This window comes from Lacihabitans soyangensis (assembly GCF_024343775.1).
Classification (GTDB): Bacteria; Bacteroidota; Bacteroidia; order Cytophagales; family Spirosomataceae; genus Leadbetterella; species Leadbetterella soyangensis.
In genome coordinates this window covers 42,501-69,315 of sequence record NZ_RJUF01000193.1, presented here as the reverse complement: position 1 = coordinate 69,315, position 26,815 = coordinate 42,501, and the positions used below count along the sequence as shown (strand labels likewise).

Genomic DNA, 26,815 nt, shown 5'->3' with positions numbered 1-26,815 from the left:
ACTTTGGATCATTACGTGGCCGACAAGGTGCGATCAAAAAGCGAATCGAACGGTTCGCTTTTTTTATTTTGGAGCGTATCACTACGGATGAGAAGGTTGGGCAGGGGTCGCTTCCGACTTTGGATCACTACGTGGCCGACAAGGTGTCGTCACAAAGCGAATCGAAAGGTTCGCTTTTTTTGTTTTGGAGAGTATCACTACGGATGAGAAGGTTGGGCAGGGGTCGCTTCCGACTTTGGATCATTACGTGGCCGACAAGGTGCGATCAAAAAGCGAATCGAACGGTTCGCTTTTTTTATTTTGGAGCGTATCACTACGGATGAGAAGGTTGGGCAGGGGTCGCTTCCGACTTTGGATCACTACGTGGCCGACAAGGTGTCGTCACAAAGCGAATCGAAAGGTTCGCTTTTTTTGTTTTGGAGAGTATCACTACGGATGAGAAGGTTGGGCAGGGGTCGCTTCCGACTTTGGATCATTACGTGGCCGACAAGGTGCGATCAAAAAGCGAATCGAACGGTTCGCTTTTTTTATTTTGGAGCGTATCACTACGGATGAGAAGGTTGGGCAGGGGTCGCTTCCGACTTTGGATCACTACGTGGCCGACAAGGTGTCGTCACAAAGCGAATCGAAAGGTTCGCTTTTTTTGTTTTGGAGAGTATCACTACGGATGAGAAGGTTGGGCAGGGGTCGCTTCCGACTTTGGATCATTACGTGGCCGACAAGGTGCGATCAAAAAGCGAATCGAACGGTTCGCTTTTTTTATTTTGGAGCGTATCACTACGGATGAGAAGGTTGGGCAGGGGTCGCTTCCGACTTTGGATCACTACGTGGCCGACAAGGTGTCGTCACAAAGCGAATCGAAAGGTTCGCTTTTTTTGTTTTGGAGAGTATCACTACGGATGAGAAGGTTGGGCAGGGGTCGCTTCCGACTTTGGATCATTACGTGGCCGACAAGGTGCGATCAAAAAGCGAATCGAACGGTTCGCTTTTTTTATTTTGGAGCGTATCACTACGGATGAGAAGGTTGGGCAGGGGTCGCTTCCGACTTTGGATCACTACGTGGCCGACAAGGTGTCGTCACAAAGCGAATCGAAAGGTTCGCTTTTTTTGTTTTGGAGAGTATCACTACGGATGAGAAGGTTGGGCAGGGGTCGCTTCCGACTTTGGATCATTACGTGGCCGACAAGGTGCGATCAAAAAGCGAATCGAACGGTTCGCTTTTTTTATTTTGGAGCGTATCACTACGGATGAGAAGGTTGGGCAGGGGTCGCTTCCGACTTTGGATCACTACGTGGCCGACAAGGTGTCGTCACAAAGCGAATCGAAAGGTTCGCTTTTTTTGTTTTGGAGAGTATCACTACGGATGAGAAGGTTGGGCAGGGGTCGCTTCCGACTTTGGATCATTACGTGGCCGACAAGGTGCGATCAAAAAGCGAATCGAACGGTTCGCTTTTTTTATTTTGGAGCGTATCACTACGGATGAGAAGGTTGGGCAGGGGTCGCTTCCGACTTTGGATCACTACGTGGCCGACAAGGTGTCGTCACAAAGCGAATCGAAAGGTTCGCTTTTTTTGTTTTGGAGCGTATCACTACGGATGAGAAGGTTGGGCAGGGGTCGCTTCCGACTTTGGATCATTACGTGGCCGACAAGGTGCGATCAAAAAGCGAATCGAACGGTTCGCTTTTTTTATTTTGGAGCGTATCACTACGGATGAGAAGGTTGGGCAGGGGTCGCTTCCGACTTTGGATCACTACGTGGCCGACAAGGTGTCGTCACAAAGCGAATCGAAAGGTTCGCTTTTTTTGTTTTGGAGAGTATCACTACGGATGAGAAGGTTGGGCAGGGGTCGCTTCCGACTTTGGATCATTACGTGGCCGACAAGGTGCGATCAAAAAGCGAATCGAACGGTTCGCTTTTTTTATTTTCGGTCAAAAAAAAGCTTACCTGATTAGGTAAGCCAAATATTACAGATGCTAAACTCACTTCAACAACTCGGGAAACTTCTTTTTAAATCTTTGAAAACGAGGAACTGAAACACCAACTACGTAAGATTGACTTGGATTATTTTTTACATAATCTTGGTGGTAATCTTCGGCGTCGTAAAACTTATCCAATTTTGTAATTTCAGTTACTATTGGTTTTTTATAAACTCCAGACTTTGCCAAATCTGCTTTGGCAGCATCTGCGATAGCTTTTTCCTCCGGGTTGGAGTAAAAAATAATCGAGCGATACTGAGGGCCAAAATCTGGTGCTTGGCCTATTGTGGTGGGGTCTTGTGACCCATAAAACACTTTTACCAAAGTTTTGAAATCCACCACTTTCGGATCATAATATACTTCTACCGCTTCTGCATGTCCTGTTCTACCACTTCCAACCTCTTCGTAGGTTGGATTTACGGATTTACCACCAGCATAGCCACTTACTACTTCCTTTACACCTTTAACCGACTCAAATACCTCTTCTACACACCAAAAACAACCACTCGCAAAATAGGCTTTGGATAAACCAGATAAATTTGCTTGAGCTTTTTTAGTTTTCTTTTGTGCTTGTGAGCAAGAGGACAATAATATGAGGGTCGAAAACAAAAACACCGAAAGAGATTTTAATTTCATGATATCGATTTTAAGAAATGATTTACAAAGACAACAACGTAAAAACCTTTCTAATTCAGAAAAGTTTTGAATACCAAACATATACGTTGAAATTGTACTTTTGGATATGCAATTTGTTTTTTTTATTCCATGCAATTTACTTACGTATTAATCAGAATTGAAATTTAATTACTCCACAAAGGCTCACAAAGAAGGCTCAAAAACCACCAAGTATGGAATTAAATAAAAGTTAATAAAGTTTAAAAAAAGTCACAGATTGCTTAGCTACTTATGTGCCAGCTTTTGTGTCCCTTTGTGTAATAGCCTGCAACGAAGCCAATCACAAAAGAATCAAGACACTAACAATAAGGCATTTAAAGGTCTGAAAGCCTCCCTTGCAAACCTCCTGTATGCAAAAGCATGATTCGAGTTCCTTTTTTAAAATACCCCTCTTTTATCTTTTGATACACCCCAAAAAACATTTTTCCAGTATAGACTTGTTCCAGTCGAAAGGAATGTTTTAACTCAAACACCTTTACAAAATCTAAAAGTTCGTCGTTATATTTCGCATAGCCACCGAAGTGAAATCTCGTTTCGAGTTCTGCATTTTCTGGGAAATTTTTCTCTAAAAAAACAGAAATATCATCTTTTAAAAAATCTCCATTTTTTAGTACCGCAAAGCCCAAAACTTCACCTTTGTAATTCACATTATTAAGCAAACCAGCCATCGTGCCTCCTGTGCCGACGGCAGTGCATATGTAATCGGGATGCTGTTGTTCGTCCAAAAGTTCAGATACCCCTTTCAGTGCCAAATGATTAGAACCACCTTCTGGAATTATAAAATATTCACTTGAAAAATTTGCAGCTAAATCAGCTTTATTTCGGTAAGCCTCTCTACTTACAAACTTAAACCTCATCCCTTTTTGATTGGCAAATTTTAAGGTTGGGCTGCTTGTTTCGTTTAGTTCATCTCCACGAATTATACCCAAGGTTTCAAAACCAAAAAGAAGACCCGCCTCAGCCACTGCCGCAATATGATTTGAAAAGGCTCCACCAAAGGTTAAAATCTTCTTAAAACCTAAATTTTTGGCCTCAATAAAATTATATTTTAGTTTCCTGAATTTATTGCCAGAAACATGCACATGTGTGAGGTCGTCACGTTTTACGAATACTTTTACATCATTTTCGACAAATAAATCTTCAAAAATCTCGATTACTGGCGTTGGAATATTTATTAAACTTTCGAATTCAAGCATATTTTACGAAATTTGTACCCATATGAATACATTAGAAAAAAATATAGACGCTTTTGACGACGAAGAGGACGAAATCATCGAAACCATTGTCATCAATGTTGACCCTGGTCAAACGTTCATGCGTCTTGACAAATACCTCTCTCATCATCTAAAAAACATTTCGAGAAACCGTATACAAAACGCCATCGAGACGGATTCTGTAAAAGTCAATGAAAACAACGTTAAGCCCAGCTACAAGGTCAAGCCGTTGGACAAAATTACGCTTTCGTTGGCAAAAGCAAGCGGTATACCTAGCGAAGTTTTGCCAGAGGACATCCCACTCAATATTGTTTACGAAGACGACGATTTGATGATTGTGAATAAATCGCCAGAAATGGTGGTTCATCCGGGGCATGGAAACTACACCGGAACCCTTGTAAATGCATTGGTACATCATTTTGCCAACTTACCCACCGGAATAGATGGCAAAGTCCGCCCGGGCTTGGTTCATAGAATCGATAAAGGAACTTCAGGTCTCTTGGTTATTGCCAAAACTGAATACTCCATGCAGTTTTTAGCCAAACAGTTTGCCGACCACACTACCGAGCGAACGTATAACGCTCTTATTTGGGGCGAACCTAAAGAGCCAAAAGGAACCATTAATGCTCATATTGGTCGTGGATTTAAAGACAGGAGGATTTCAGACGTATTTCCCGACGGTGATTATGGAAAAGAAGCCATTACACATTATGAGGTAATCAAAAACATGCGTTATGTGTCCTTGATAAAATGTAACCTAGAGACCGGCAGAACGCACCAAATAAGGGCACATATGAAATATATCGGTCATACGCTTTTCAATGATGCTACTTATGGAGGCGATAAAGTCTTGAGGGGCGATTTGTTCTCAAAATACAAGCAATTTGTAGAAAACTGTTTTGAGATCATACCAAGACAGGCATTACATGCCAAATCACTGGGATTCATTCATCCAACTACTAAAGAATGGATGCAATTTGACTCCGAACTACCTGAGGATTTCACCAAGGTTTTAGAAAAATGGGATCATTACTTACAATTTAAATGATAAATATTAGAAAAGCAGAAGCCAAAGACGTTCCTGCCATGATGGCTTTGGTAAGAGAACTTGCCCTCTACGAAAAAGCCCCTGAGGAGGTTACCAATACCGAGGAAAGAATGCTCGAAGAGGGATTTGGACCTAAAAAAGCATTTGAATGCATTTTGGTAGAACTCGATGGCAATATAGTAGGTATGTCACTTTATTATTTCAGATATTCCACCTGGAAGGGACGAAGACTCTATCTGGAGGATTTAATTGTAACAGAATCCCAAAGGGGAAGTGGCCTTGGAAAAGTGTTATTTGACAAAACAATTGAAATAGCCAAAGAAGAGAACTGCTCAGGAATGATGTGGCAGGTTCTGGACTGGAATACTCCTGCCATCAATTTCTATGACAAATACAGCACTAGATATGACGAAGGTTGGTTAAATTGTCACTTAGACTTTTAACCCAAAGAAACATCCAAAAACATCATGATAGCGAAGCCGATCATTACTCCTACGCTTGAGTAGTCGGTTTCGTTGCCATTTTGAGATTCAGGAATCAGCTCCTCTACCACCACGAAAATCATCGCCCCAGCCGCAAAAGCCAATGCATAAGGCAAAATAGGCGTGGCATAGAGAACCAACAATGCACCCAAAACTCCGGCAACAGGCTCTACCATTCCGCTTAATTGTCCATATTTAAATGCTTTCCATCTTGAAAAACCTTCTCTCCGCAAAGGCACAGAAACGGCAGCTCCTTCTGGAAAGTTCTGAATACCGATACCTATCGTTAAGGCAATGGCACTTGTTAAAACACCGATAGAAGGATCTTGGGCCAAGACACCGAAGGCCACTCCAATAGCTAAACCTTCTGGAATATTATGCAAGGTTATGGCCAAAACAAGCAAAACGCTCCTATGCCAAGAGGTCTTTATACCCTCAGCATTCTCTGTTTTTTCTCCAAGATGTAAGTGCGGTAATATTTTGTCTAAAACAAAAAGAAAAGCTCCGCCAGCGAGAAAACCAACCACCGCGGGAATCCAGCCTATTCCGCCGCGTTCCTCCGTCATTTCGATACTAGGAGCCAATAAAGACCAAAAACTGGCCGCTATCATCACCCCTGCTGCAAAACCAAGCATAAGGTTGAAAAACCTACGATTTATATTTTTGAAGAAAAAAACCAAAGACGCACCTAATGCCGTCACTCCCCATGTAAAGAGAGTTCCTAGGAATGCCAGTAACACAGGATTAATTTTTAATATATCTTCGTAATTCATTGTTAGATTAATCTAATTTTTTTGTTATACACACAAAATTAAACTTTTTATTTTAAATTGTCTGATAAAAAATAGAATTTTGTGAAGAATTATATTTGGTAAATTCAAGACAAACTTACAGCTAAATGGTTAATGGAAAATATATTATCGCCGCCGGACTGATTATCGTGCTTATTGGTGTAATAATTTATTTCTTTGGAGATAAACTTACTTGGATTGGAAGGCTTCCTGGGGATATTAGAATAGAGAAAGAGAACTTGAAAATATTTTTCCCAATCACTACTATGCTTATAGCCAGCATTTTACTTAATGCTGTTATTTGGCTTTTTAAAAAATATTTTAATTAAGTTTCGGAGTTTCGTAGGTAAGTTTGGTAAGATAGAAGAACTGTTTGCTGCCTAATGTATTAGCCAACCTAGCTGTCTTGTATCCAAAAGCCAAAAAAGTATGTTCGTACCAAGAAAACAAATCTACTGTTACATCAGACACAAATTCTTTGTTTTTACCTCCTATATTTAAGGGAACAAAATCCACAGGAGGCTTATCTTTGGAAATCAACTTCAGGAAAATGGTTTCCTCTTTTGGAAATGCCACCAAAACACCATCTTTGCTATTTATGACTTGAACTTTATTGGTCAAAACCTCACTTTCAAGATTTTTCAAATCTACGCTGTAATCCCATGATTTTTTTCCGTCAAAATCAAAGGTGCAAAACAAGCTTTGAGTAAATTTATAATTGTTAAAGTCGCGTGTTGTTCTGTAATTTTCTCCTAAATGTAGCAGTGAACTTCTTGAATAATTCATGGCATTTTTATATTCAGGATAATACACCTCACCTACCAACAGAACCTGATTATCAAACACATAAGGTTGTTGCAGATTCAGTCTGTGACGAATCTTTGGATCTCGACCTTTTAACTTTTTGGTTTGCAACCTACCTTCAATTTTCTCTTGTTTCTTAGGAGATAGGTAGGTGTAAAAATTCTGTAATTCTGAAAACTTAAAAAATTGAATATCTTCAGTTCTATTCAATGGAGTCACGTAAAAACCAGATGAAAAATCGGAGCAGTTATCAGCAAAATTACCTGCCAGAAAATAAGTATTCTTGGCTATTTTCAAAATTTTGGAGTTTAAGATCACATGCTTTTTATCTCCCAAGTCTTTCATAAACAACATTTTGCCTTCAATATCAAAGACCGAAAGTTTGAATTGACACTTTTTCTCATCTTTGAGCATGAGATAAATCTGCTTCTCACTCTCATTGACTTCAAGAGACAATACTTTGAGGAAATTGGAGTGAATTTGTGGCAAAACCTTAGAGGTTTGGTCAAATAAGCGATGAAGCTCGGCCACTGGTCTATCGTTGTAAACCCCCAAAATAATAACCTTGGTTTCTATGGCAGCAAAAAACTCGACGTCCATATCAGTGAGCATGGTAGATTCTGTGGTGATGGCATCTCCCCGATCCAAGTCTATTTTTACGATTTTTATTTTTCTACTATCACTCTCTTGCAAAAGACAGAAAAGATAATCTTCACCCTTAAAATACTTCACCAAGCGAAAAGTTAGGCCTGGGTCTATCGTATTGGTCCATTCACTTCTCAAATCTTTATCATATTTCACAAAATTAAGTCTTCCTTTTTTGCCGAAAACCGAAGTCTGAAAATTCATCAATAGAACGCCATTCGTGTCTAAGGAAACTACACTGAAATCATCCTCCAGATTATCATCCAAAGGGATTTCTACATCAACCGATTCGACCAATTGGCCGAATGAATGATGCGAAAACGTAATGATAACCAAAAACAAAGCGAAAAATAATTTCATCGTTTTCCTAGTTCTATCACTTCCAAATTCGTGATTTTTGATTGTTCAATTTTCATTCTCATCAAAGTTCTCATTTGATGAAACCCGTGCTTTCCAGCGGCTCCAGGATTTAAATATACCATGCCGTTGTTTAGCGGATCCTTAATCACTCTCAAAATATGCGAATGCCCACAAATAAACAAGTTTGGCTGGTGAAATTTTAAGATTTTTTTTACTCTAGCCGAATATTTGCCCGGTAAGTTACCGATATGCGTCATAAATACTTTAAGGCCTTCAATTTCAAATATCAAGTCTTCTGGGAGTTCGTGTCTTAGTTCTTGCGTTTCAATATTACCAAAAACAGCTTTCACTGGTTTGAAATCTTTAAGTTGATCAAGGACAGTCCTATCGCCAATATCACCGATGTGCCAGATTTCGTCACAATCTTTGAAGTGCTCAAATACGGCAGGATCGAGATAAGAATGCGTGTCGGAAATAAGGCCAATGAGAGCCATTTTAGTATTTAACTTTTATACCGTGGTAGGTTTCTTGCTCTTGGTAGTCTTTTCGCATCGGATGCCCTTCCCAGTCAGCGGGAAGCAATATGCGGCGTAAATCTGGGTGGTTATTGAATTTTACGCCATAGAAATCAAAAATTTCTCTTTCGTGCCAATCGGCCGTTTTCCAAATGCTTGAAACTGAGTCAATTTTGGACTTTTCGTCTAATTCCCTGTCTATTTGAACTTTCAGTACAACAGACTTTTCGAAAGGTATAGAGCTTAGATGATATATTAAATCAATGCTACCTGCTTCTGTGCCATTATCAATTGCGGTAACGCAATTTAGAAAATCAAAATAAAATAATGGGCTACTGTAAAGAAATTTACAAACTGTCAACAAACGGCTTGACTCCGGAAGAAAAATGAATGGTTGCCGAACATTCTCAATAAACTGTGTGTCTATTTTAAGTTCTGTATTAATTTTCAAAGACACCTCTGCACTTACTGAAAAATCCATTTCTTTAATTTTTTTGTGCCAACAGAAACATAACCGCCATTCTTACTGCCACTCCATTTTCCACTTGATCAAGTATGATTGAATGACTTGAATCGGCGGCGTCAGAGCTTAATTCTACTCCCCTATTGATTGGTCCGGGATGCATAAGAACTATTTTTTTGTTTAACTCATCTAAGATGCTTTTGTTTATCCCAAAATAAAGTGAATATTCCCTCAAGGAAGGAAAGTATTTCAGTTGCTGTCTTTCGAGCTGAATTCTGAGAACATTGGCTACATCGCACCAAGCTAAGGCTTCTTTTACATTCTCAAAAACCTGAACTCCCAAAGAAGTCAAATATTTAGGAATTAATGTTTTAGGACCACACACTCTTACATCTGCACCAAGTTTTTGCAAACAAAATATATTCGAAAGTGCCACTCTCGAATGGAGAATATCACCAATGATGGCAATCTTCTTTCCTCTTAAATCACCTATTTTTTCTTGCATCGAAAACGCATCCAACAAGGCCTGTGTAGGGTGTTCGTGCGTGCCATCGCCTGCGTTTACAATGTTGGCTTTTATTTTATTCGATAGAAAATGTGGTGCTCCAGGGCTGCTGTGCCGCATAACCACCATATCTACCTTCATAGCCAAGATGTTATTAACAGTATCGAGCAATGTCTCTCCTTTTTTTACGGAACTACCTGCTGATGTGAAGTTTATGGTATCGGCTGAAAGACGCTTTTCTGCCAATTCAAATGAAAGTCTGGTCCGGGTGGAGTTTTCAAAAAAGAGATTGGCAATTGTTATGTCTCGGAGGGAGGGAACCTTTTTTATCGGTCTATTAATGACTTCTTTAAATTCTTTGGCGGTTTCAAGTATTAAATTGATATCGTTTTCTGTGATATTTTTAATTCCTAATAAATGCCGCGTACTTAAAGAATCCATCTATGATTAATAATTTTACAAAAGTAACAATTATTAAATATTTTGGAAGAAAAAAGGCTCATTAAAATCAATAATTCTTCAAATCGAGCATTTTGCCAAACACCAAAGATTTGGCCCCAAATATTTTTGCCTGATCACCCATTGGCGATATCAATACCTTAAGATTTTTCTTAAAATCAGTCAAACAATACTTATTAATGGCCTGATTGAGCGTAGAAACAATCAGCTCCCCTGCCTTGGTCATGATACCATCAATGATAATTACCTCCGGATTAAACATGTGAATGGCAATAGATAAACCTTTGCCTAACTCACGTCCAATATCAAATATCAAGTCAATACAAAATTCGTCGCCTCTCAGTGCAGCCTCTATGACATCCTCCAAAGATATTTCACCTTTTTTCAAAGACAAAGTTGATGTCTTTCCTTCCGCTAAACCTTGTTTGGCTCTATTTATTAACGCCAAAGCCGATGCAACAGTCTCCAAACAGCCTTTTTTGCCACAGTGGCACAAAGCTCCGTCTGGTTTGATTTGAATATGACCTAACTCGCCTGCAAATCCGTCAGCACCTTTGATTATCTGACCATTACACATAATGCCCAAACCAATTCCCCAATCGAGGTTAATCAGCAATACGTTTTCTTTGTTTTTGGCCAAACCAAAATGATGCTCGCCGAGCATAGAAGCCTGAGTGTCATGTGTTATAAATGTGGGGATTTGTAAATATTGCTCTAAAACGGCATCGAGTGAAAGATCATTTTGATTGTGATTAGGGTAGGTATAATTGAGGCCTTTGTCAATACTCAATAAACCAGGTGACGAAATACCCACCGCCCAAACGGAGTAATCGGCAATAAAATTCTTAGTTTCGGTTTTAATTACATCAACTATGTCATCCGAATTTATATCTGTTGCAACAGTACTTTTCTTTAGAATTTCGTTTCTGAGATTTAATAAGTAAAAGTTAGTTTCATAAATATTCAAATCAACTATTACGCACAAATGCTTGTCGGGATTTAAATCAAACAAAATAGGCCTTCTACCCGACTTTGTTTTAGACGAGCCTACCTCTAGTATCCACTTTTCTGCTATTAACTCATTGATATAGACAGTAATAGAAGGTACACTTGTGTGAAGTTTCTTAGCCAACTGAGCAATGGTAATGGCACCAGAATTATAAATTTCGCGAAGAATCTCAACGATATATTGGTTCTTTTTGATTTCAACTACCGACGAAAAAGAGTCTGTCATTGGTTCCATTGTATAAAAATAGGGCTATGGTTAATCCTGACTTGCATATTAAAAATCTTCAATCACTTTCAAATAATGCATGCCTTTGTTGGTAATGATTCTTGAAGTTTGTTTTTCAATTCTAGGATTTTGACCGCCAAAAAATCTAAAAAAATCGATTCCGGCCGAAGGTTTTCCAAAATTGAGATATTGAAAAAAGCTAATCGCAAAGTTTTTACCAGTTTTATCAAAGGCAACTCCAGCAGGCAAAATTCCTTCCAAGGCAATATTTCCTCTGTTCGACAAATTGCCCTCAGCTGTTAAATTAAGAACAGAAAGGGACGATTTCCCTGAGTTTCTATCGTTTATTGGATAGTCAAAAGATTTCTTTGCGTTCACAACAACCAAAGAGTTGCCATCAGGGTGCAAGGCTATGGAAGTTGGATTGTCCTCAACAAACGCCTTTGATATGAGAGAGTGACTTCCATTCTCCTCCAAATTAAATTTTATCACAAACACCTGCCCATTGTTAGTTTCCAGTCCCATCGGGTTGTTGGTATCTAGTGCCAAAAAAAACTTACCATCTTTGGTAAATGTTCCGGATTTTGGCATACCATCGAGCTTGATTGTAGAACCCGTAAGTTCTAATCTTATTATTTTCTGAGTTGGTCCATCCTTTATAATCTTAACCAAGCCAATTTCTCTGGTATCTTGTTTTATGTAAGCCAGAAAGTCTTCTTTAGGGTGCCAAATGACATCAGAAATAGGGCCATTGGCGAGCTGAGAAGGCTTGGCTATCACACGAATAGGCTTCCCGAATTCATTCAATTCAAAAATCTGCAATTCCTGATTGTACCCTTCCGAAGCAACGGCTAAATACTCATTGGTTTTGTTAAGAGCTATTGCCTTGGGATTTAATGCCACTGGAAATCTGTAGTCTGGCTTCAAGTTTCGGAGGTTTGAAATATCTACCACACTCACGTAACCGCCATCAGGCAAACCTGCAAAAGAGGCCGATTTTTCATCTTTCTTAAGTGCCCCTTTCGTTTCTAGGACATAACAAAGCCTATTGTCAGATTTGATTGCAATAGACTTAAAGTTGTCTATTACTGAGTTTGAAACGATTTGTTCGGAGTTATTGTAGGAGTCTTCATATTGTAATGGAAACATAAAAGCCCCCATTTTATCCAAACCAACTTTGTCTATTTTTTTTGTAGCATAACTAAACGTACCAAAGTCAGAGTCTTGAAGATAAATAAGGCCTTTGGCGTCAAAAGTGAGGGTTTGAGCCGAAACGCTGCAACACGAAAAAAATAGAAATAAAAAATTCTTCAAATCTGTAAAATTAAAACTAGGCAATATTAACAGGCATCATACACTTTTACTTTGTCCCAAAGCATCGAACATTTCGCGATAAATGCATGATGGTCAGGATGATCTTGATAAATATCTTGGTTAGCGGCGGTGTCAAAAACAAAAGTTATACTAAAATCATAAGTATTGTCAATCACCTCGCGATTGGTAGGTGCGGCCTGACCTATATAGGCATCTCCGATTTCTGCAATTTTAGCCAATTCAATCAAACCTTCGTGAAGTTGCTTTCTATGTGCTTCGTTTTCCTTTTCTTTCAACCAAAAAAATACCGTATGAACAAATCCTGTTTTTAAGTTTCCCATCTTTAATTTTTATAAGTGTTAAATAAATCTAATGTTCCCAATAGAAAAAACTGAATGGACGAACCGTGGGTTCCACCTCCTATTCGCTCCAAAGTAACCTGACTTGATCCTTTTGCCGTCATGCCTTTCTGTGCCGACTCAGAATTAAAAAACGGCACAAAAGTGTCGGCATCGCCATGATATAACCTTGTTGGAATCTTTGACTTCCATTCTGTTATGTCATTGTCTTTTATAGCCTCAAGCCATTTTGCTTCAGTTTTATTTTTAAGTCCCGCAACAAATGTCGGATTCAAAATTTCGTCAAAACTCTTGGCTATGGTTACGTTTTGTTTATTGATTTTGATGTCAGATGCATAAGGCTCAACAAAATAGTCAGTTACTGGCCTGTTAAAACCATAAAGCCTGTCATAAGTCAACAAAACCCAAATATAAGAACGATTATTGGTAGATTCTCCACTTGTTTTAGAATTTATAAATGACTCTAAAGTTTTGGTTTTATCGTAAGCCCCTGCTCCACAGCTAGATGCCTTCAAATTGAATTGTGAACTATATTTCTCTTCAATCAATTTTTGAGTAGCCAAAGTTGCGTAGCCACCTTCAGAGTAACCTGCCAAAAGGAGGTTATTGTTCCATTTTATACCTTCTTTTTTGATAAATTCTTTCACTGCAAGTAGAAAATCAACATTAGGTTGGGCCAATCCAGTTTTATGTTCGTAAGGATGAGGATAATTTTGGGAATCACCATAACCCAGATAATCCGGCATGGCAATAATCAAACCAGTTGAAGCAAAAAACTGTCCAAGTGCAGCCTCTGACTGGGTATTGAAATACGAAGGAGCTTGACTATTGTCAGAAATAGTTCCGTGTTGAACACTACCTAGAGCTAAGGCCTCCGTGAGGTCAGTAGGGACAATAATAGCACCTGACGCCGTTATTTGATTTCCTTCTGGGGTTTTGGTTAAATATGATATTTTGTGTAAACTTATTCCAGACCTAACAAGAAAGGATACTTGAGCACTCTGAGCACCGAATGTGGAAGAAAGTGTGGTTAAAAACTCAGCTTTCGTAAACTTTTTTACCTCGGTAGACGAAACCAAATAATTATCAAACTCCAAAACATCGTCTTCTTCGCAGGAAACGAAGAAAACCAAAACAAAAAATAACCATTTCAAACTCAATACACTCTTTCCTCTCATGATCTTCAAATAATTTTAATTTCTTTTACAACGGTCTGCCTAGCCTATGATTGCGTGTTATTTTCTAATTTTATCCAAAAGACGATTCAATTCATCAAATTCCACTTCGCTTAAGGAATTCATATCTTTCTCAATTCCTTTTATCGATTTGGTAACATCTTCCAAGAACGAAATACCTTTTGGGGTAATGGTTACATCACATGCTCTTCTATTGCCTACTTTTTGTTCTCTGCTGACGTATCCTTTGGCATAAAGTTTATCTACCAGACGGGAGGCATTTGACATTTTGTCGAGCATTCTGTCAATGATCTCATTTATCGTTATGGGTTGATCTTTCTGACCATTCAATATTCTCAAAACATTATACTGTTGAATACTGATATCGAACGGCTTAAGGTATTTATTCTGCTTGAAATGTATCCAGTTGTTGGTAAACATGATATTGACCAACGCTTTTTCATAATTGCTTTTAAATGGTCGGGTTTGTTTTATTTCCTGCTCTAAACTCATACTTTTGCAAATTAAGTGTACATCCGAAATATGTATTTACATATATTACAAATGTAAAATATTTTTCCGAGCCTCGAAAATTTAATAGATGAAACTTACTAAAAAGCTAATATTAGCATCAAATTCGCCGAGAAGAAAAGAAATACTCCTAGCCTCAGGGTTTGATTTTGAAGTGATTGTAAGACCAACTTCGGAAGAATTCGACCTAAAGATGTTCTACGAAAAAGTACCCGAAATCCTTGCACAAAAGAAAGCAGAGTGTTTTGAAGATTTTGACGAAGACTACCTAATTCTAACCGCCGACACTGTGGTAGTACTCGACAATAAAATCATAAATAAGCCCGAAAATGAAGGCGAGGCTTTTGAGATGCTTGCGAGTTTGAGTGACAAAACCCACAAAGTAGTCACTGGTGTTTGCATCAAAAACGGCAATGATTACAAAAGTTTCATAGACATTACCCAAGTTCACTTCGAGGAACTTACCGAGGCTGAAATATGGTTCTACATAAAAAACCACCATCCAATGGACAAAGCCGGAGCTTATGGCGTCCAGGATTTCATAGGAATGATTGGTATTCCAAAGATAGAGGGCTCATTCTACACCGTCATGGGCTTACCTATTCACCTTATTTACAAGGCGTTAAAGCCATATATTATTTTAGAATGAAAGACGACATTACGATATTTCTTAACGAACAAGACGACAAAGTTTATGTTCGGGTGCCAGACGACAAAGAAACTCATTTTGAACTTCAAAATCTGGCAGGAAAAATTTTACAAGAAGCCACGCACGATAAAAGCCTGCATGATTTCGACCTTACTGGTCTCGAAGATGGAATTTACTTTGTGCTGGTAAATCAAGGCAGTTTGATAAGATCAAAAAAAATAGTTAAAGGCTATCACCCTTAAAAATGTAAAAAATTCGCTAAGGATTAGAAGGTATTTACAAATACTACTCTAGTAGCTTTGAAATAAAAAAATATGAAAACAATAATTATCGATATGGACGACGTGCTTGCGGACGCAAGTGCTCGAATTTTAGAAATATTCAATGAATTAAACGGCACTAATGTTGACAAGAGTTTCTTCGATAACAGAAACTTCTACGAATTCATAAATTCCAATGGACATAAACCCTACAGGCCACAACTCTTTGAGCCCGGATTCTTCAGAAACCTAACCGTTATGCCTGATGCTCAAGAAGTAGTAAAAGAATTATCAGAAAAACACAAAGTATATGTCGTTTCGGCAGCGACTGAATTCCCCAATTCGCTAAAAGAAAAATATGACTGGATGGCGGAACATTTTCCATTTATTTCTTGGAAAAACTTTATGCTCTGTGGCGATAAATCTATAGTAAAAGGCGATGTAATGATAGACGATCATGAAAAAAACCTCAAGACTTTTGACGGCGAAGCACTTCTTTTCGATGCCATGCACAACAAACTCTTGACAGGTTACCATCGTGTTTACAACTGGCAAGAAATACATAAGCACTTACTTAACTTAGTTTGATTATGTTCCTGAGAGTGATATTCTTTATTGTACTAGCTGTTGAAATATACTTCAGCACAACGCACCAAAACAACTTGGTAAAATTTACCAAACCACTGCTCATGCCACTTTTGATATTCATGGCATTTCAGCTAAATATCAAAGAAAGAAACCTATTCATTGCTTTATTTTTTAGCCTTTTAGGAGATGTGTTTTTAATGTTTGGCAGCGAACTTTACTTTATGCTTGGCTTGGGGTCTTTTCTAGTGGCTCACGTTTTTTACATTTTGCTTTTTAAAACTCAATTCAATTTTAGTTTACTCAAATCACTCCCGTTTGCGGCAGCCACTTTCGGCTATATTTTATTCATAAAAGCCGGAATTGGTCAAAATCTGCTGATTCCAGTAAGTGTTTACTGTTTCGTTATCACGCTAATGGGAATCTTTGCTGCGGGAAGAAAAACCAATATTCACTCATATAATTTGGTATTACTCGGCTCAATCCTTTTTATCGTATCGGATTCACTAATAGCCTTTAACAAATTCTATTCTCCGTTGCCGGCAAGCTCTTTTTGGGTTATGAGTACGTATGGGATAGCCCAGTTTTTGATTGTTTTGGGTTGGTCAAAAAAGTAGTATTAGACAATATTGGCTTTAATTAATTTAATGGCGATGGCCAATAGAATAAGTCCAAAAACCTTTTGTAAAACTTCCACTGTACCAGGTTCCATTTTTTTCTCCAACCAAGCTGAAGATTTTAAGACAATAAAAATCAAAACGAGATTTACTAATATACCAACAACGATATTAACATCCTGATAAGCAGCCTTTAATGAAATAAGGGAGGTCATAGTTCCGGCACCCGCGATTATCGGAAAAGCCAACGGAACAATCGAACTTCCCTTCCCCTGATTAGTGGTATTGTGTTTAAAAATCTCTCTTCCAAGAATCATTTCGAAACCTATAATCAATAATATCAATGCTCCCGCCATTGCAAATGACTTAACATCTACACCAAATAATTGAAGGATTTTAGTACCTAAAAATAAGTACCCAAACATCAAACTTCCAGAGATTATGGTAATTCTCTCCGCATGAATATGTCCAAGTTTTTTCCTCAGATTCAATATGATTGGAATGGATCCCAGAATATCAATGATAGAAAAAAGTATAAGAGAAACAGAAAGGATTTCTTTAAAATTGAACTTCATGGTTTATTTTTTTTCGAAATTAAACATAATTCTCTAGAAGCCTAAAAAGCTCATCAAAATCTTCATCTGGAATGGCAGGAAAGTTGGCTATTCTGAGTGTATTGTTTTTCCACTCACCGTATCCTTTACCTAAAATAATATTATTGTTTTTGAAAAACGAAACGGCTTTAGATATGTCTTGAGGAACAATTGCAATCACCGTTTTAGATCTAGTTTTGGGGTTTTCCACGAGCAAATCAAAATGCTTGTTATTTTCAAAAAAATCGTAAATACGTTCGGACCTTTGATATAATCTTTCGGAAACGAGATTTATGTTCGGTAAGGTTTCCAAAAGTCTTTTGAATAAATAAATACCCAATATGTTTGGCGTATAATGCGTTTGGAACTTCTGGAAATTTTCCTCAATAAAAACCAGACTATTGTAATGATTTCGCTCATTTATCTCTAATCCTCTTTCCAATGCCCTCGGAGAAACGATCATTATTCCCAATCCAGAAGGCATTCCGAAGCACTTCTGACTAGACGAAAACCAAACATCTGCATCGCCAATTTGATAATTCTCTCCTCCCAGAGAAGATGTAGCATCCACAATCAAAAGTGCATTTGGAGATTTTTCCTTCAGTTTTTTTATGGAGTCAAACGAAGTATGAGTACCATTAGATGTTTCGCTTGAAACCCAACAAACTACATCATTTTCACTGTCAATTTCAACTTCATCCACATTCTGGTTTATGAAAAAACGAGTTCCTCGAATGGTCGGAAGTTCATAATTGGTAGTTGAATTTATCTGAGGATTGGTAACGGTGTATTTAAACCATTTTTTTCCGAATGCCCCGTTATACAAAAACTGAACTTTACCCCTGATAAGAGATTGAGCACATATTTCCCAACATTCCGTGGCAGAAGAAGTAAAGTAAACTTTGTAGTCCTCCGGTATATTTAGATGCTTTTTTAATGAGCTAAATGTTTCTCGCAACAAATCCATAAAAGCTTGACTTCTATGATTTTGTTCCAAAATACCAGATTCAAAGGCTTCTCGAGCAAAGTCTTTTAATCTATCATATACCTTAGAAGGACCTGGATAAAAATTAATCATGAACAATCAATACTGACTTAATGGAATCCTAATTCTTGGTTTTTCGGCAATAGCCTCTGGCTTAAACATTTGAAACCAATTTATAACATCTTCAAGTACGGTTAAGTTGATAGAGTATATCACAAACTGTCCTTTTTTCTTTGAACTCACCAAGTCAGCCTGTCTCAACAGGTCCAAATGATGTGAAATACTAGGCTTGGACATATTAAATCTATCTGAAATTTCGCCAGCGGTGGCATCAGCCAAGCGAAGTATTTCCAAAATTTCCCTTCGAGAAGCATCGTTCAAAGCTCTGAAAATGTTATTCATAATAATTTAAGTATTTAATTGTACAAATAACTAATTAAAGCTTTAGAAAACAAACAAAATTTCGTTTTTTTTAGCTTTTTTGGCAGAATTCCAAATGGATATTTCGGTTAGGGCATAATAATTGGTATATTTGTCGGATATAACGTATGTGGCATTTGGCCCTTTTTTCTGATAAAAATCTTTGATATGAAAGTCCTCAAATTTGGCGGCACCTCTGTAGGCACGGTAGATAGTATAAATCAAGTAATCCGTATAATCTCTGAAAATAAACAGCCAGTAGCGGTAGTTTACTCTGCAATGGGTGGTGTAACGAACAAACTAATAGAAATTGGTACACTTGCCTCAAAAGGGGACACAAAGTATTTAGAAGTTCTTCAAAGTATTGAAGAAAGACACTTCGCTGCCATACGTGCCTTGGTTGATGTTAAATCTCAAAGTTCTATCATTGCCAAAATAAAAGGTAACTTCAACGAAATTGAGGACCTTCTTAAAGGAATAACTTACATCAAGGAATTGAGTGTAAGAACCATGGACCTTTTGCTTAGCTTCGGAGAGCGACTTTCTTCTCAAATCATCACATTTATTTTAAATGAACAAGGCATCAAAGCCAAATACATTGATGCCAGAGATATCATTAAAACCAACAGTAATTACGGTTTTGCAGAAGTTGATTTTGAAGAAACCAATGCTTTAATCAACGCCGCTTTAGCCGAAAACAACCAAGTTTATTGCATTACGGGCTTCATAGGATCTAACAAAGATAATATTACAACCACTTTAGGAAGAGGCGGTTCAGACTATACAGCCTCTATAATTGGAGCGGCTTTGGGATCTGAGGTAATTGAGATTTGGACAGACGTAAACGGAATGATGACAGCAGACCCGAGAAAGGTTAAAAATGCGTTTACCATTCCCGATATTTCATATTCGGAAGCCATGGAGCTTTCGCACTTTGGTGCAAAAGTGATTTATCCGCCTAGCCTGGTGCCCGCTTTCTTGAAAAATATTCCGATTAAAGTTCTAAATACTTTTGAAAGCACACACGCAGGAACTACCATTTCGAAAGAAATAAACCAAAAAGGATATTCTATCACTGGTATCTCTTCCATTGACGAAATCTCTTTGGTAAACCTCCAAGGAAACGGTATGATTGGAGTGGCTGGTGTTTCTGCCAAACTATTCGGCCTTTTAGCCGATCATAAAATCTCTGTCATTCTTATTTCACAAGCTTCATCCGAACATTCAATTTGTTTTGCGGTAGATCCGAAATCAGCTGAAAACGTCAGAGAAATACTGGAAACTGGCTTTAAAACTGAAATATTGAATGGAGATATCGAAAACATTAGCATTCAGAATAATCTGTCCATTATAGCCGTAGTTGGAGAGGGCATGAAGTCCAGCTCTGGTACTTCTGGAAAACTTTTCTCTGTTCTCGGTAAAAATGGTATCAATGTAATCGCCACGGCTCAAGGTTCATCAGAGTTAAACATTTCGGTGGTTATCAAGAAAAAAGATATTTCTAAAGCACTGAATGCTATCCATGAGACCTTCTTCGAAATTGATGGATTTACTCTTAATCTATATCTAGTTGGTCCAAGTGGACAGATTGGGAAAACACTTTTGAAACAAATAGCTCAGCAATCTGGGTATTTGAAAAAAGAAAAAAACTTGAATATCAAGTTGACAGGTCTGGCCAATACAAAAAAGATGCTTTTGGATTCTAATGGCATAGCCTTAGAAAACTGGAAGGAAAACCTCGAAACTGCAGGTGAAAAAATAAACCTAAGTGAATTTATCACTGATATTCAGACCCTAAACTTGGCCAACAGTATTTTTGTAGATTGTTCTGCTGACAAAGATATTGTTCAATACTATTATCCACTTTTGGACAGCAACATATCCATTGTAACGCCCAACAAAGTAGCCAATTCGGGAACTTATGAAGAGTACATAGCTCTAAGAAATATTGCAAAAAAACGCAATGTAAAATTCCTTTATGAAACCAACGTAGGGGCTGGTTTGCCTCTGATTAATACACTACAAGGATTAATAAATAGTGGCGATAGAATTCATAAAATCGAGGCCGTATTGAGCGGAACGTTGTCATTTATCTTTAATACTTTCGCAGCTGGATTGAAATTTGTAGATGTAGTAAAGGAGGCGAAAGAAAAAGGATTTACGGAGCCGGATCCTCGAGATGACCTCAGTGGAACAGATGTTGCCAGAAAAATATTAATTTTGGCCAGAGAAAGTGGCATAAAATTAGAATTCAACGAAGTCGAAAACATTCCACTTTTGAGTCAGGACGCTATGTCTGCCAATTCTGTGGATGACTTTTACGCCGTTCTTGAAAAAGAAAATAGCAAATACGAAAGCCTTCTGAGCGAAGCACTTGCCAAAGGAGAAGTATTAAGATTCATAGCAAGCTTAGAAAACGGAAAAGCCAAACTTGGCTTAACCTCGGTTGGAAGATCACATCCGTTTTATAATTTGGCGGGTTCCGAAAACATTGTCTCGTTTACCACAGAAAGGTATTTTAACAATCCTTTGGTCGTTAAAGGACCAGGAGCTGGAGCGGAAGTAACGGCCATGGGTGTATTTGCCGACATCATCAGTTTAAGTAGTTTTTTAGCCTAAACCCTCTAATAAATTGGATTCTATAAATGTATTTGCACCAGCGACAGTAGCCAACGTGGCCTGTGGTTTTGATATTTTTGGCCTTGCAGTTGATAATCCAGGGGATGAAGTAATTGTGAGGAAAAGAAATGACGATAAGATTATTATTGAAAAAATAACGGGCGATGATGGCAAATTAACATTAGATCCTACTAAAAATACGGTTTCCGTTCCAATCATTAAATATCTTTCGCAAATAGATTCCAAACAGGGATTTGATATCGTTCTCAACAAAAAAATGCCGCTCGGAAGTGGGCTTGGCAGTAGTTCAGCCTCTTCAGTGGCTGGGGTATTTGCGGTAAATAAACTTTTAAATTCGCCGCTTGAAACCAAAGAATTATTGCCTTTTGCCATGGAAGGTGAAAGAATTGCCTGCGGTTCAGCTCATGCCGACAATGTCGCCCCTGCACTTTTGGGTGGCTTTGTGGTCATCAGGTCTTATGCTCCTTTAGATTTCTTTCAAATTCCAACACCAGAAAATCTTTTCGTGACCATTGTACACCCCGATATTGAGGTAAATACAAAAGATGCCCGTCATATATTAAAAAACGAGGTTTCGATGAAAAAGGCTATATCTCAAATGGGAAATGTAGGTGGAATGATAGCAGGATTAATGAGCTCCGATTACTCTTTAATAGGCCGTTCGATGGTTGATTTCATCATAGAACCTATCAGATCCATATTGATTCCGCAATTTTTCGAAGTCAAAATGGCAGCAACTGACGCAGGGGCATTGGGTTGTAGCATTTCAGGTGCGGGACCTTCAATTTTTGCTTTTTCGGAAGGAAAAGAAACGGCAGAAAAAGTTGAAAAAGCCATGAAACAACAATTTGAAAAAGTAGGAATTCATACAAATTCTTACGTTTCGGCGATAAACAATGTTGGACCGAAAATTATTGGGTGATTTAGGGTACATGGTTTATTTCGGTAATTTAAATTACTTTAGAAAGAACAAGATTAAAACAATTGAGCAAGAAATACTTCCAAGTTTACTAAAGTAATTTAAAAACTTAAAGCCTCCAACTAGGGGGCTTTAAGTCAATAAAAACACAATCTTCATCCCAAATATCTCGAAATTGTCTATTTAAAAAGGAACTGCAGAATTATAATCCTCCTCAGTGAAAGAAATATTATACTTGTATAGGTAACCAAATAGTAAATTACCATCTTTATCTACAATTTGATTTCTCTTTTCCCATAGGTTTACCAAATTATTCGGGATACTCTCACAATTCCCTAAATGCTTACCACCACAATAATGTACAATTTTCTTATGCCCTTCGAAAACAATCACTACCGAGTCAATTAACCTATTTTTTTCATTCAAAGAACCTTCAGGAAAATAAAATATACCTTCTGTAAATCCAAGTTCACGCTCAGTGAATTCCCTATTTAGCTTTTTTTTAGGGTTTATGTAAAACGAATCTAACTTTACAGCTTTTGAATACGCCTTGACAAATATTATATAATCTGTATCGTTACTTACGACTCCTACCCATTTAGATTCTCTGAGAAGGCCGTGTTCCTCACATGAAGTAAGAAAAGAAAACATTAATAATAATATTGTAATTAAAAAGAAGTTAGAGGTTTGGATTCTTAAGGGCTTCATTTCGTAATTAGCAATTAATTTAGTTTTAGCCAAACTTGAATATGTTCTAACATTGTGTAGGTTGTCATTCCAGAATCTTTTTGTTTGCTGTGTCTATTTCAAACTAAATTTAAATCAAATCTTCTAAAAGAACACTCATTATTACAAAAACTTATTATTCGGTAAACCCTATTTTAAAGTTAAAGAAGTGTCCGATTTTAAAAATCAAACCTCACAGTAAACTAATACCATCTTTAATGAGTAAATTATAATAACTTTTAGCAACTCCTCCGTCTCAGTTGTCTTCATGATGTTTAAATTATTTAAGATTAATTTACCCTCCAAAATTGCCTTATTGTTACTCAAAGCTTATTCATAAATTCGTTATCATAGATAATTTTCATATTTTTATCAAAAGTTTATTCAAACCTTAAAATGAAAAAAAAATTATTCTCAAAAGTAATACTTTGTATTGCCCTAATTGCTTGTGTTTACCATTCAACAGTTGGGCAAGTTTCCTCCAAAAATGTCCTCGTTTTTTCTAAAACCAAGGGCTTCAAGCATTCCTGTATTCCGTTTAGTCTTAAGGCCATTCAAAAGTTAGGTGCCGAAAATGGCTTTTCGGTAGATAGTACGACCAACTCTGGTTTTTTCGAGGATCAGAACTTAAGAAACTATCAAGCCATAATATTCAACAATACCACAGGTGATGTTTTGAATAATGCCCAACAGGCTGCAATGGAGCGATACATCCAAGCTGGTGGTGGCTTTGTGGGTATTCACTCTGCAGCCGATACAGAATATGAATGGCCTTGGTACAACGAGTTGCTTGGTGCTTACTTCGAAAGCCATCCGAGTAATTCCAACATCAGAAATGCCAATGTAGAGGTAACAGACCGAACGCATATTTCTACGAAACACCTTCCCGAAACTTGGAATAGAACTGATGAATGGTATAACTATAAAAAAATCTACCATTACATAAAACCCCTCGCTTACCTCGACGAGTCATCGTATGAAGGAGGAACAAACGGAAATAATCACCCTATTTCATGGTATCACGAATATGACGGCGGCCGTGCTTTTTACTCGGGTGGTGGCCATACCGATGAGAGTTATTCTGAGCCCAACTTCCTCCAACATTTGTTAGGAGGAATAAATTATGCCATGGGTGAAAACGTAAAATTGGATTATTCGAAATCTTACTCTAAAGAACTTCCTGAGGAAAATAGATTCGAAAAAACTGTATTGGTGAACGACCTCAATAACCCAATGGAATTAGCCGTAGCACCTGATGGAAGAGTGTTTTTTACGGAATTGGCCGGAAACCTAACCGTATTTGATACCAAAACCAATAAAAGAAAACTAATCCATAGATTTCCATTAACCATGAAAGGCGGTACGGGCCTGATTGGAATTACACTTGATCCTGACTTTGAAAACAATTGCTGGATTTACCTGTATTACTCCCCACCAATTGAGGGTGAACCAATTATATTCAACCTCTCCAGGTTTACGATATCAAAAAACAATGTAATTGACCTAAATTCAGAGAAAATACTTCTGAAGGTACCTGTTCAAATCAACAGTGGAGCACACCATGGCGGTTCTTTGGCATTTGATAAAGATAAAAACCTGATTCTTTCGACAGGAGACGGCACAACTCCTTTTCCGTCTGATGGTTACGCTCCACTTGACGAACGAAGTGGTGAAAAATACTATCCAATGGATGCACAAAGGTCTGCGGCCAACACCAATGACTATAAAGGTAAAATCTTAAAAATTCATCCTGAAAAAGACGGCACCTATACCATTCCCGAGGGGAATATGTTCAGCAAAGGTACTGAGAAAACGCTAGCCGAAATATTTGCGATGGGCTGCAGAAACCCTTACAGAATAGCGATAAACCCAAAAACTTCCACTATTTATTGGGGAGAAATTGGCCCTGATGCCGGCGTGGACATTAAAAGAGGACCAAGAGGTTATGACGAATTTAATCAGGCCAAGAAACCCGGATTTTATGGTTGGCCCTATTTCGTAGGGAATAATTACGCCTATTCTGAATGGAATTTTGCTGATTCGACGGCTGGCCCAAATTTTGACCCAAACAACCCAATAAACAACTCACCAAATAACACCGGCCTTAAAAATTTACCGAAAGCCACACCACCTATCATTTGGTATCCTTACGGAATTTCTGATGAATTCCCTGAGCTTGGCCTTGGTGGTAGAAGTGCAATGGCGGGCGAATTTTATACATATAATAAATCGAAAGCTTCTCTAAAAGCCATTCCAGCACATTATGATGGTTCTTTGTTTGTTTTTGATTGGATGCGAAACTGGGTATTAGCGTTACGTTTTGATGAAAATGAAAATTATCTAAGAAATGAAAAATTCATGCCCAATATTGGAGACTTTAGAAGACCAATAGACTTGGCTTTTTCGGTAGACGGCATTATGTACATGTTAGAGTATGGATCAGTCTATGGAGCTGACAATGAGGATGCTAGGCTTGTAAAAATAGAATACAACTCTGGCAATCGATCTCCGAAAATCGATGCCTATTTTGCTAATAATGAAGAAATTAAGAAAATAAATGCCCAATCATTTTTAACTTCTGAAAACAGGTCTTTTCCTAAATACAAAGAAATTGCTGGGATGGCACCGCTCACATTTACTGCATTTGCAAGAGCTACCGATCCAGATTTTGACGACCGACCAGAAATCTCCTGGTTTTTGAATGGAAAGGAAGTCGGGAAAGGCGGAAAGTTTGAATCTACACTTTCGGTGAATGGAACTTATATTTTATCGGGGGTGGCTAAAGATAAATCTGGGAATATTTCGGAGGAGAAACTGAAAATAATTGTTGGAAGTCAAAAGCCTGAAATTGAATTGGTTTCTAATTACAATACCACCTTTTTCTTTGAAGATAAGCCTTTTGAATATGAGCTAAAATTTAAAGATAGTAATAACAAGGCTTTAAAAAAGGAAAAAATATCAACGAAGCTCAATTACATCCCCCAACCCTACCGACCTGTAGTTGTGACCCAAAATTCAGCATTGACGACCGTTGAATCAGGCTCCATTGGCAAAACACTCTATGAAGGCAGTGATTGTAAGGCCTGTCATACCAAAAATCTAAAATCGGTCGGTCCATCGCTTACACAAATAGCTCAAAAGTATAATGGCAAGGCAGGAAGCGTGGATATGTTGGCAAAGAAAATCATAGAAGGAGGTGGCGGAAATTGGGGGCAAACACACGTCATGAGTGCCCATCCGCAGTTGAATACGGCAGACGCTAAGGAAATTGTTCATTATATTTTTGCATTATCAGACCCGAAAAAAGAATTCAAAGCGATTCCAGCGACTGGCAAATTACCTTTGGATAAACATTTAGAAGATAAGCCTCGTGGCCATTACAACATTTTAGCCGAATATACTGATGGGAACGGCAAAGGAACGAGCACTCAGAAAAGTACCAAAACTTTCCCTTTGAGACATCATGTTTTGAGAGCAATGGATGCAGATATGCCCCCGGGATTCGTTTTTGACTGGGGTCAGTTGCGAGAAGGTGCGTCAAAATCATACTTGGTTTTCAAGAAAATTGACCTGAAAAATATCAAAAATATCAGTTTTGAGTATGCATCAAAGGAATTTGATGGAGAAATACAGATTAGAAAAAATTCAGCAGCTGGCCCAATAGTGGCAAAGGTGAACTATTCACCAACTGGCAGTTGGGATAAAATGAATTGGGTAAAAACAGACATTGACTTACCCGAAATTTGTGACTTGTATTTTGTGGCAGTTAAAAAATCAAAACCAAACGACAAAATCATAAAATTCAAATCAATAAAGTTTGAATAACTCTCTTTGATTAGGATAACTAAAGCCCAAATAGTCTTGTTTGGG

General features: G+C 37.9%; 26 protein-coding genes. 10 read left to right on the top strand and 16 right to left on the bottom strand.

What is annotated here, in order from left to right:
- Window positions 1-1,980 precede the first annotated feature (1,980 nt).
- A complete protein-coding gene (msrA, locus tag EGI31_RS23205) occupies window positions 1,981-2,613 on the bottom strand; it encodes a peptide-methionine (S)-S-oxide reductase MsrA (protein ID WP_255039575.1) in 633 nt (210 codons plus the stop codon).
- 353 nt (window positions 2,614-2,966) lie between these two features.
- Window positions 2,967-3,848 carry a 1-aminocyclopropane-1-carboxylate deaminase/D-cysteine desulfhydrase gene (locus EGI31_RS23200; RefSeq protein WP_255039574.1) on the bottom strand — a complete coding sequence of 294 codons (882 nt, stop codon included), beginning with the start codon at window positions 3,846-3,848 and terminating at the stop codon, window positions 2,967-2,969.
- Window positions 3,849-3,870: 22 nt separating this feature from the next.
- Between EGI31_RS23200 and EGI31_RS23195 the strand changes: the two genes are divergently transcribed.
- On the top strand, window positions 3,871-4,914 hold the full coding sequence (locus EGI31_RS23195; protein WP_255039573.1) for an RluA family pseudouridine synthase: 1,044 nt from the start codon (window positions 3,871-3,873) through the stop codon (window positions 4,912-4,914).
- On the top strand, window positions 4,911-5,357 hold the full coding sequence (locus EGI31_RS23190) for a GNAT family N-acetyltransferase (RefSeq protein ID WP_255039572.1): 447 nt from the start codon (window positions 4,911-4,913) through the stop codon (window positions 5,355-5,357). The genes EGI31_RS23195 and EGI31_RS23190 overlap by 4 nt, the downstream gene beginning before the upstream one ends.
- On the opposite strand, the gene EGI31_RS23185 is transcribed toward EGI31_RS23190, so the two are convergent.
- Window positions 5,354-6,169, bottom strand: coding sequence for a ZIP family metal transporter (locus tag EGI31_RS23185; protein WP_255039571.1), 816 nt, complete (start codon window positions 6,167-6,169; stop codon window positions 5,354-5,356). The two genes, EGI31_RS23190 and EGI31_RS23185, sit on opposite strands and share 4 nt — an antisense overlap.
- Before the next feature lie 125 nt (window positions 6,170-6,294).
- Here EGI31_RS23185 and EGI31_RS23180 point away from each other — a divergent pair, with 125 nt between their 5' ends.
- Window positions 6,295-6,516: a DUF2905 domain-containing protein gene (locus EGI31_RS23180; protein WP_255039569.1), complete on the top strand. Its 222-nt coding sequence runs from the start codon at window positions 6,295-6,297 to the stop codon at window positions 6,514-6,516.
- Here the strand turns inward: EGI31_RS23180 and EGI31_RS23175 are convergent.
- From EGI31_RS23175 to EGI31_RS23135, 9 genes are all read right to left on the bottom strand, one after another.
- Window positions 6,509-7,996 (bottom strand): hypothetical protein, encoded by a 1,488-nt coding sequence (locus EGI31_RS23175; RefSeq protein ID WP_255039568.1) that lies wholly within the window; start codon window positions 7,994-7,996, stop codon window positions 6,509-6,511. The two genes, EGI31_RS23180 and EGI31_RS23175, sit on opposite strands and share 8 nt — an antisense overlap.
- A complete protein-coding gene (locus EGI31_RS23170) occupies window positions 7,993-8,490 on the bottom strand; it encodes a metallophosphoesterase family protein (protein ID WP_255039567.1) in 498 nt (165 codons plus the stop codon). Before EGI31_RS23170 ends, EGI31_RS23175 begins: the two co-directional genes overlap by 4 nt.
- A gap of 1 nt (window position 8,491) precedes the next feature.
- Window positions 8,492-8,992 (bottom strand): NADH-quinone oxidoreductase subunit C, encoded by a 501-nt coding sequence (locus EGI31_RS23165; RefSeq protein ID WP_255039566.1) that lies wholly within the window; start codon window positions 8,990-8,992, stop codon window positions 8,492-8,494.
- Between the two features lie 4 nt (window positions 8,993-8,996).
- On the bottom strand, window positions 8,997-9,920 hold the full coding sequence (locus tag EGI31_RS23160; RefSeq protein ID WP_255039565.1) for an aspartate carbamoyltransferase catalytic subunit: 924 nt from the start codon (window positions 9,918-9,920) through the stop codon (window positions 8,997-8,999).
- Window positions 9,921-9,987: 67 nt separating this feature from the next.
- Window positions 9,988-11,172, bottom strand: a complete 1,185-nt coding sequence (locus EGI31_RS23155) for an ROK family transcriptional regulator (protein WP_255039564.1) — start codon at window positions 11,170-11,172, stop codon at window positions 9,988-9,990.
- A 48-nt stretch (window positions 11,173-11,220) separates the two neighbouring features.
- Window positions 11,221-12,486 carry a YncE family protein gene (locus tag EGI31_RS23150; protein ID WP_255039563.1) on the bottom strand — a complete coding sequence of 422 codons (1,266 nt, stop codon included), beginning with the start codon at window positions 12,484-12,486 and terminating at the stop codon, window positions 11,221-11,223.
- A 26-nt stretch (window positions 12,487-12,512) separates the two neighbouring features.
- Complete coding sequence (locus tag EGI31_RS23145) at window positions 12,513-12,827, bottom strand: Dabb family protein (RefSeq protein WP_255039562.1); 315 nt, start codon at window positions 12,825-12,827, stop codon at window positions 12,513-12,515.
- A gap of 2 nt (window positions 12,828-12,829) precedes the next feature.
- A complete protein-coding gene (locus EGI31_RS23140; RefSeq protein ID WP_255039561.1) occupies window positions 12,830-14,023 on the bottom strand; it encodes an alpha/beta hydrolase family protein in 1,194 nt (397 codons plus the stop codon).
- A gap of 57 nt (window positions 14,024-14,080) precedes the next feature.
- Window positions 14,081-14,533, bottom strand: a complete 453-nt coding sequence (locus EGI31_RS23135) for a MarR family winged helix-turn-helix transcriptional regulator (RefSeq protein ID WP_255039560.1) — start codon at window positions 14,531-14,533, stop codon at window positions 14,081-14,083.
- Between the two features lie 88 nt (window positions 14,534-14,621).
- Here EGI31_RS23135 and EGI31_RS23130 point away from each other — a divergent pair, with 88 nt between their 5' ends.
- From EGI31_RS23130 to EGI31_RS23115, 4 genes are all read left to right on the top strand, one after another.
- Window positions 14,622-15,200: a Maf family nucleotide pyrophosphatase gene (locus tag EGI31_RS23130; protein ID WP_255039559.1), complete on the top strand. Its 579-nt coding sequence runs from the start codon at window positions 14,622-14,624 to the stop codon at window positions 15,198-15,200.
- On the top strand, window positions 15,197-15,442 hold the full coding sequence (locus EGI31_RS23125; protein WP_255039558.1) for a T9SS type A sorting domain-containing protein: 246 nt from the start codon (window positions 15,197-15,199) through the stop codon (window positions 15,440-15,442). Before EGI31_RS23130 ends, EGI31_RS23125 begins: the two co-directional genes overlap by 4 nt.
- A gap of 72 nt (window positions 15,443-15,514) precedes the next feature.
- A complete protein-coding gene (locus tag EGI31_RS23120) occupies window positions 15,515-16,048 on the top strand; it encodes a 5' nucleotidase, NT5C type (protein WP_255039557.1) in 534 nt (177 codons plus the stop codon).
- Between the two features lie 2 nt (window positions 16,049-16,050).
- Entirely contained in the window at window positions 16,051-16,662 is a 612-nt protein-coding gene (locus EGI31_RS23115; RefSeq protein WP_255039556.1) for a lysoplasmalogenase, read from the top strand.
- Between the two features lie 2 nt (window positions 16,663-16,664).
- On the opposite strand, the gene EGI31_RS23110 is transcribed toward EGI31_RS23115, so the two are convergent.
- The 3 genes from EGI31_RS23110 to EGI31_RS23100 are packed head-to-tail and all read right to left on the bottom strand — an operon-like array spanning window position 16,665 to window position 18,642.
- Window positions 16,665-17,237: a MarC family protein gene (locus EGI31_RS23110; RefSeq protein WP_255039555.1), complete on the bottom strand. Its 573-nt coding sequence runs from the start codon at window positions 17,235-17,237 to the stop codon at window positions 16,665-16,667.
- A gap of 19 nt (window positions 17,238-17,256) precedes the next feature.
- The gene (locus EGI31_RS23105) at window positions 17,257-18,333 is read right to left on the bottom strand and encodes an aminotransferase class V-fold PLP-dependent enzyme (RefSeq protein ID WP_255039554.1); all 1,077 of its coding nucleotides are present in this window, start codon (window positions 18,331-18,333) and stop codon (window positions 17,257-17,259) included.
- A 6-nt stretch (window positions 18,334-18,339) separates the two neighbouring features.
- Window positions 18,340-18,642 (bottom strand): autorepressor SdpR family transcription factor, encoded by a 303-nt coding sequence (locus EGI31_RS23100; RefSeq protein ID WP_255039553.1) that lies wholly within the window; start codon window positions 18,640-18,642, stop codon window positions 18,340-18,342.
- A gap of 186 nt (window positions 18,643-18,828) precedes the next feature.
- Here EGI31_RS23100 and thrA point away from each other — a divergent pair, with 186 nt between their 5' ends.
- Together thrA and EGI31_RS23090 are read left to right on the top strand one after the other, a co-directional pair.
- On the top strand, window positions 18,829-21,279 hold the full coding sequence (gene thrA, locus EGI31_RS23095) for a bifunctional aspartate kinase/homoserine dehydrogenase I (protein ID WP_255039552.1): 2,451 nt from the start codon (window positions 18,829-18,831) through the stop codon (window positions 21,277-21,279).
- A gap of 13 nt (window positions 21,280-21,292) precedes the next feature.
- Window positions 21,293-22,222 (top strand): homoserine kinase, encoded by a 930-nt coding sequence (locus tag EGI31_RS23090; protein ID WP_255039551.1) that lies wholly within the window; start codon window positions 21,293-21,295, stop codon window positions 22,220-22,222.
- A 180-nt stretch (window positions 22,223-22,402) separates the two neighbouring features.
- Here the strand turns inward: EGI31_RS23090 and EGI31_RS23085 are convergent, their stop codons facing one another.
- Window positions 22,403-22,960 (bottom strand): hypothetical protein, encoded by a 558-nt coding sequence (locus EGI31_RS23085; RefSeq protein ID WP_255039550.1) that lies wholly within the window; start codon window positions 22,958-22,960, stop codon window positions 22,403-22,405.
- A 381-nt stretch (window positions 22,961-23,341) separates the two neighbouring features.
- On the opposite strand from EGI31_RS23085, the gene EGI31_RS23080 reads away from it, so the two are divergent.
- Window positions 23,342-26,770: a ThuA domain-containing protein gene (locus EGI31_RS23080; protein WP_255039549.1), complete on the top strand. Its 3,429-nt coding sequence runs from the start codon at window positions 23,342-23,344 to the stop codon at window positions 26,768-26,770.
- The last annotated feature ends 45 nt before the right edge of the window (window positions 26,771-26,815 follow it).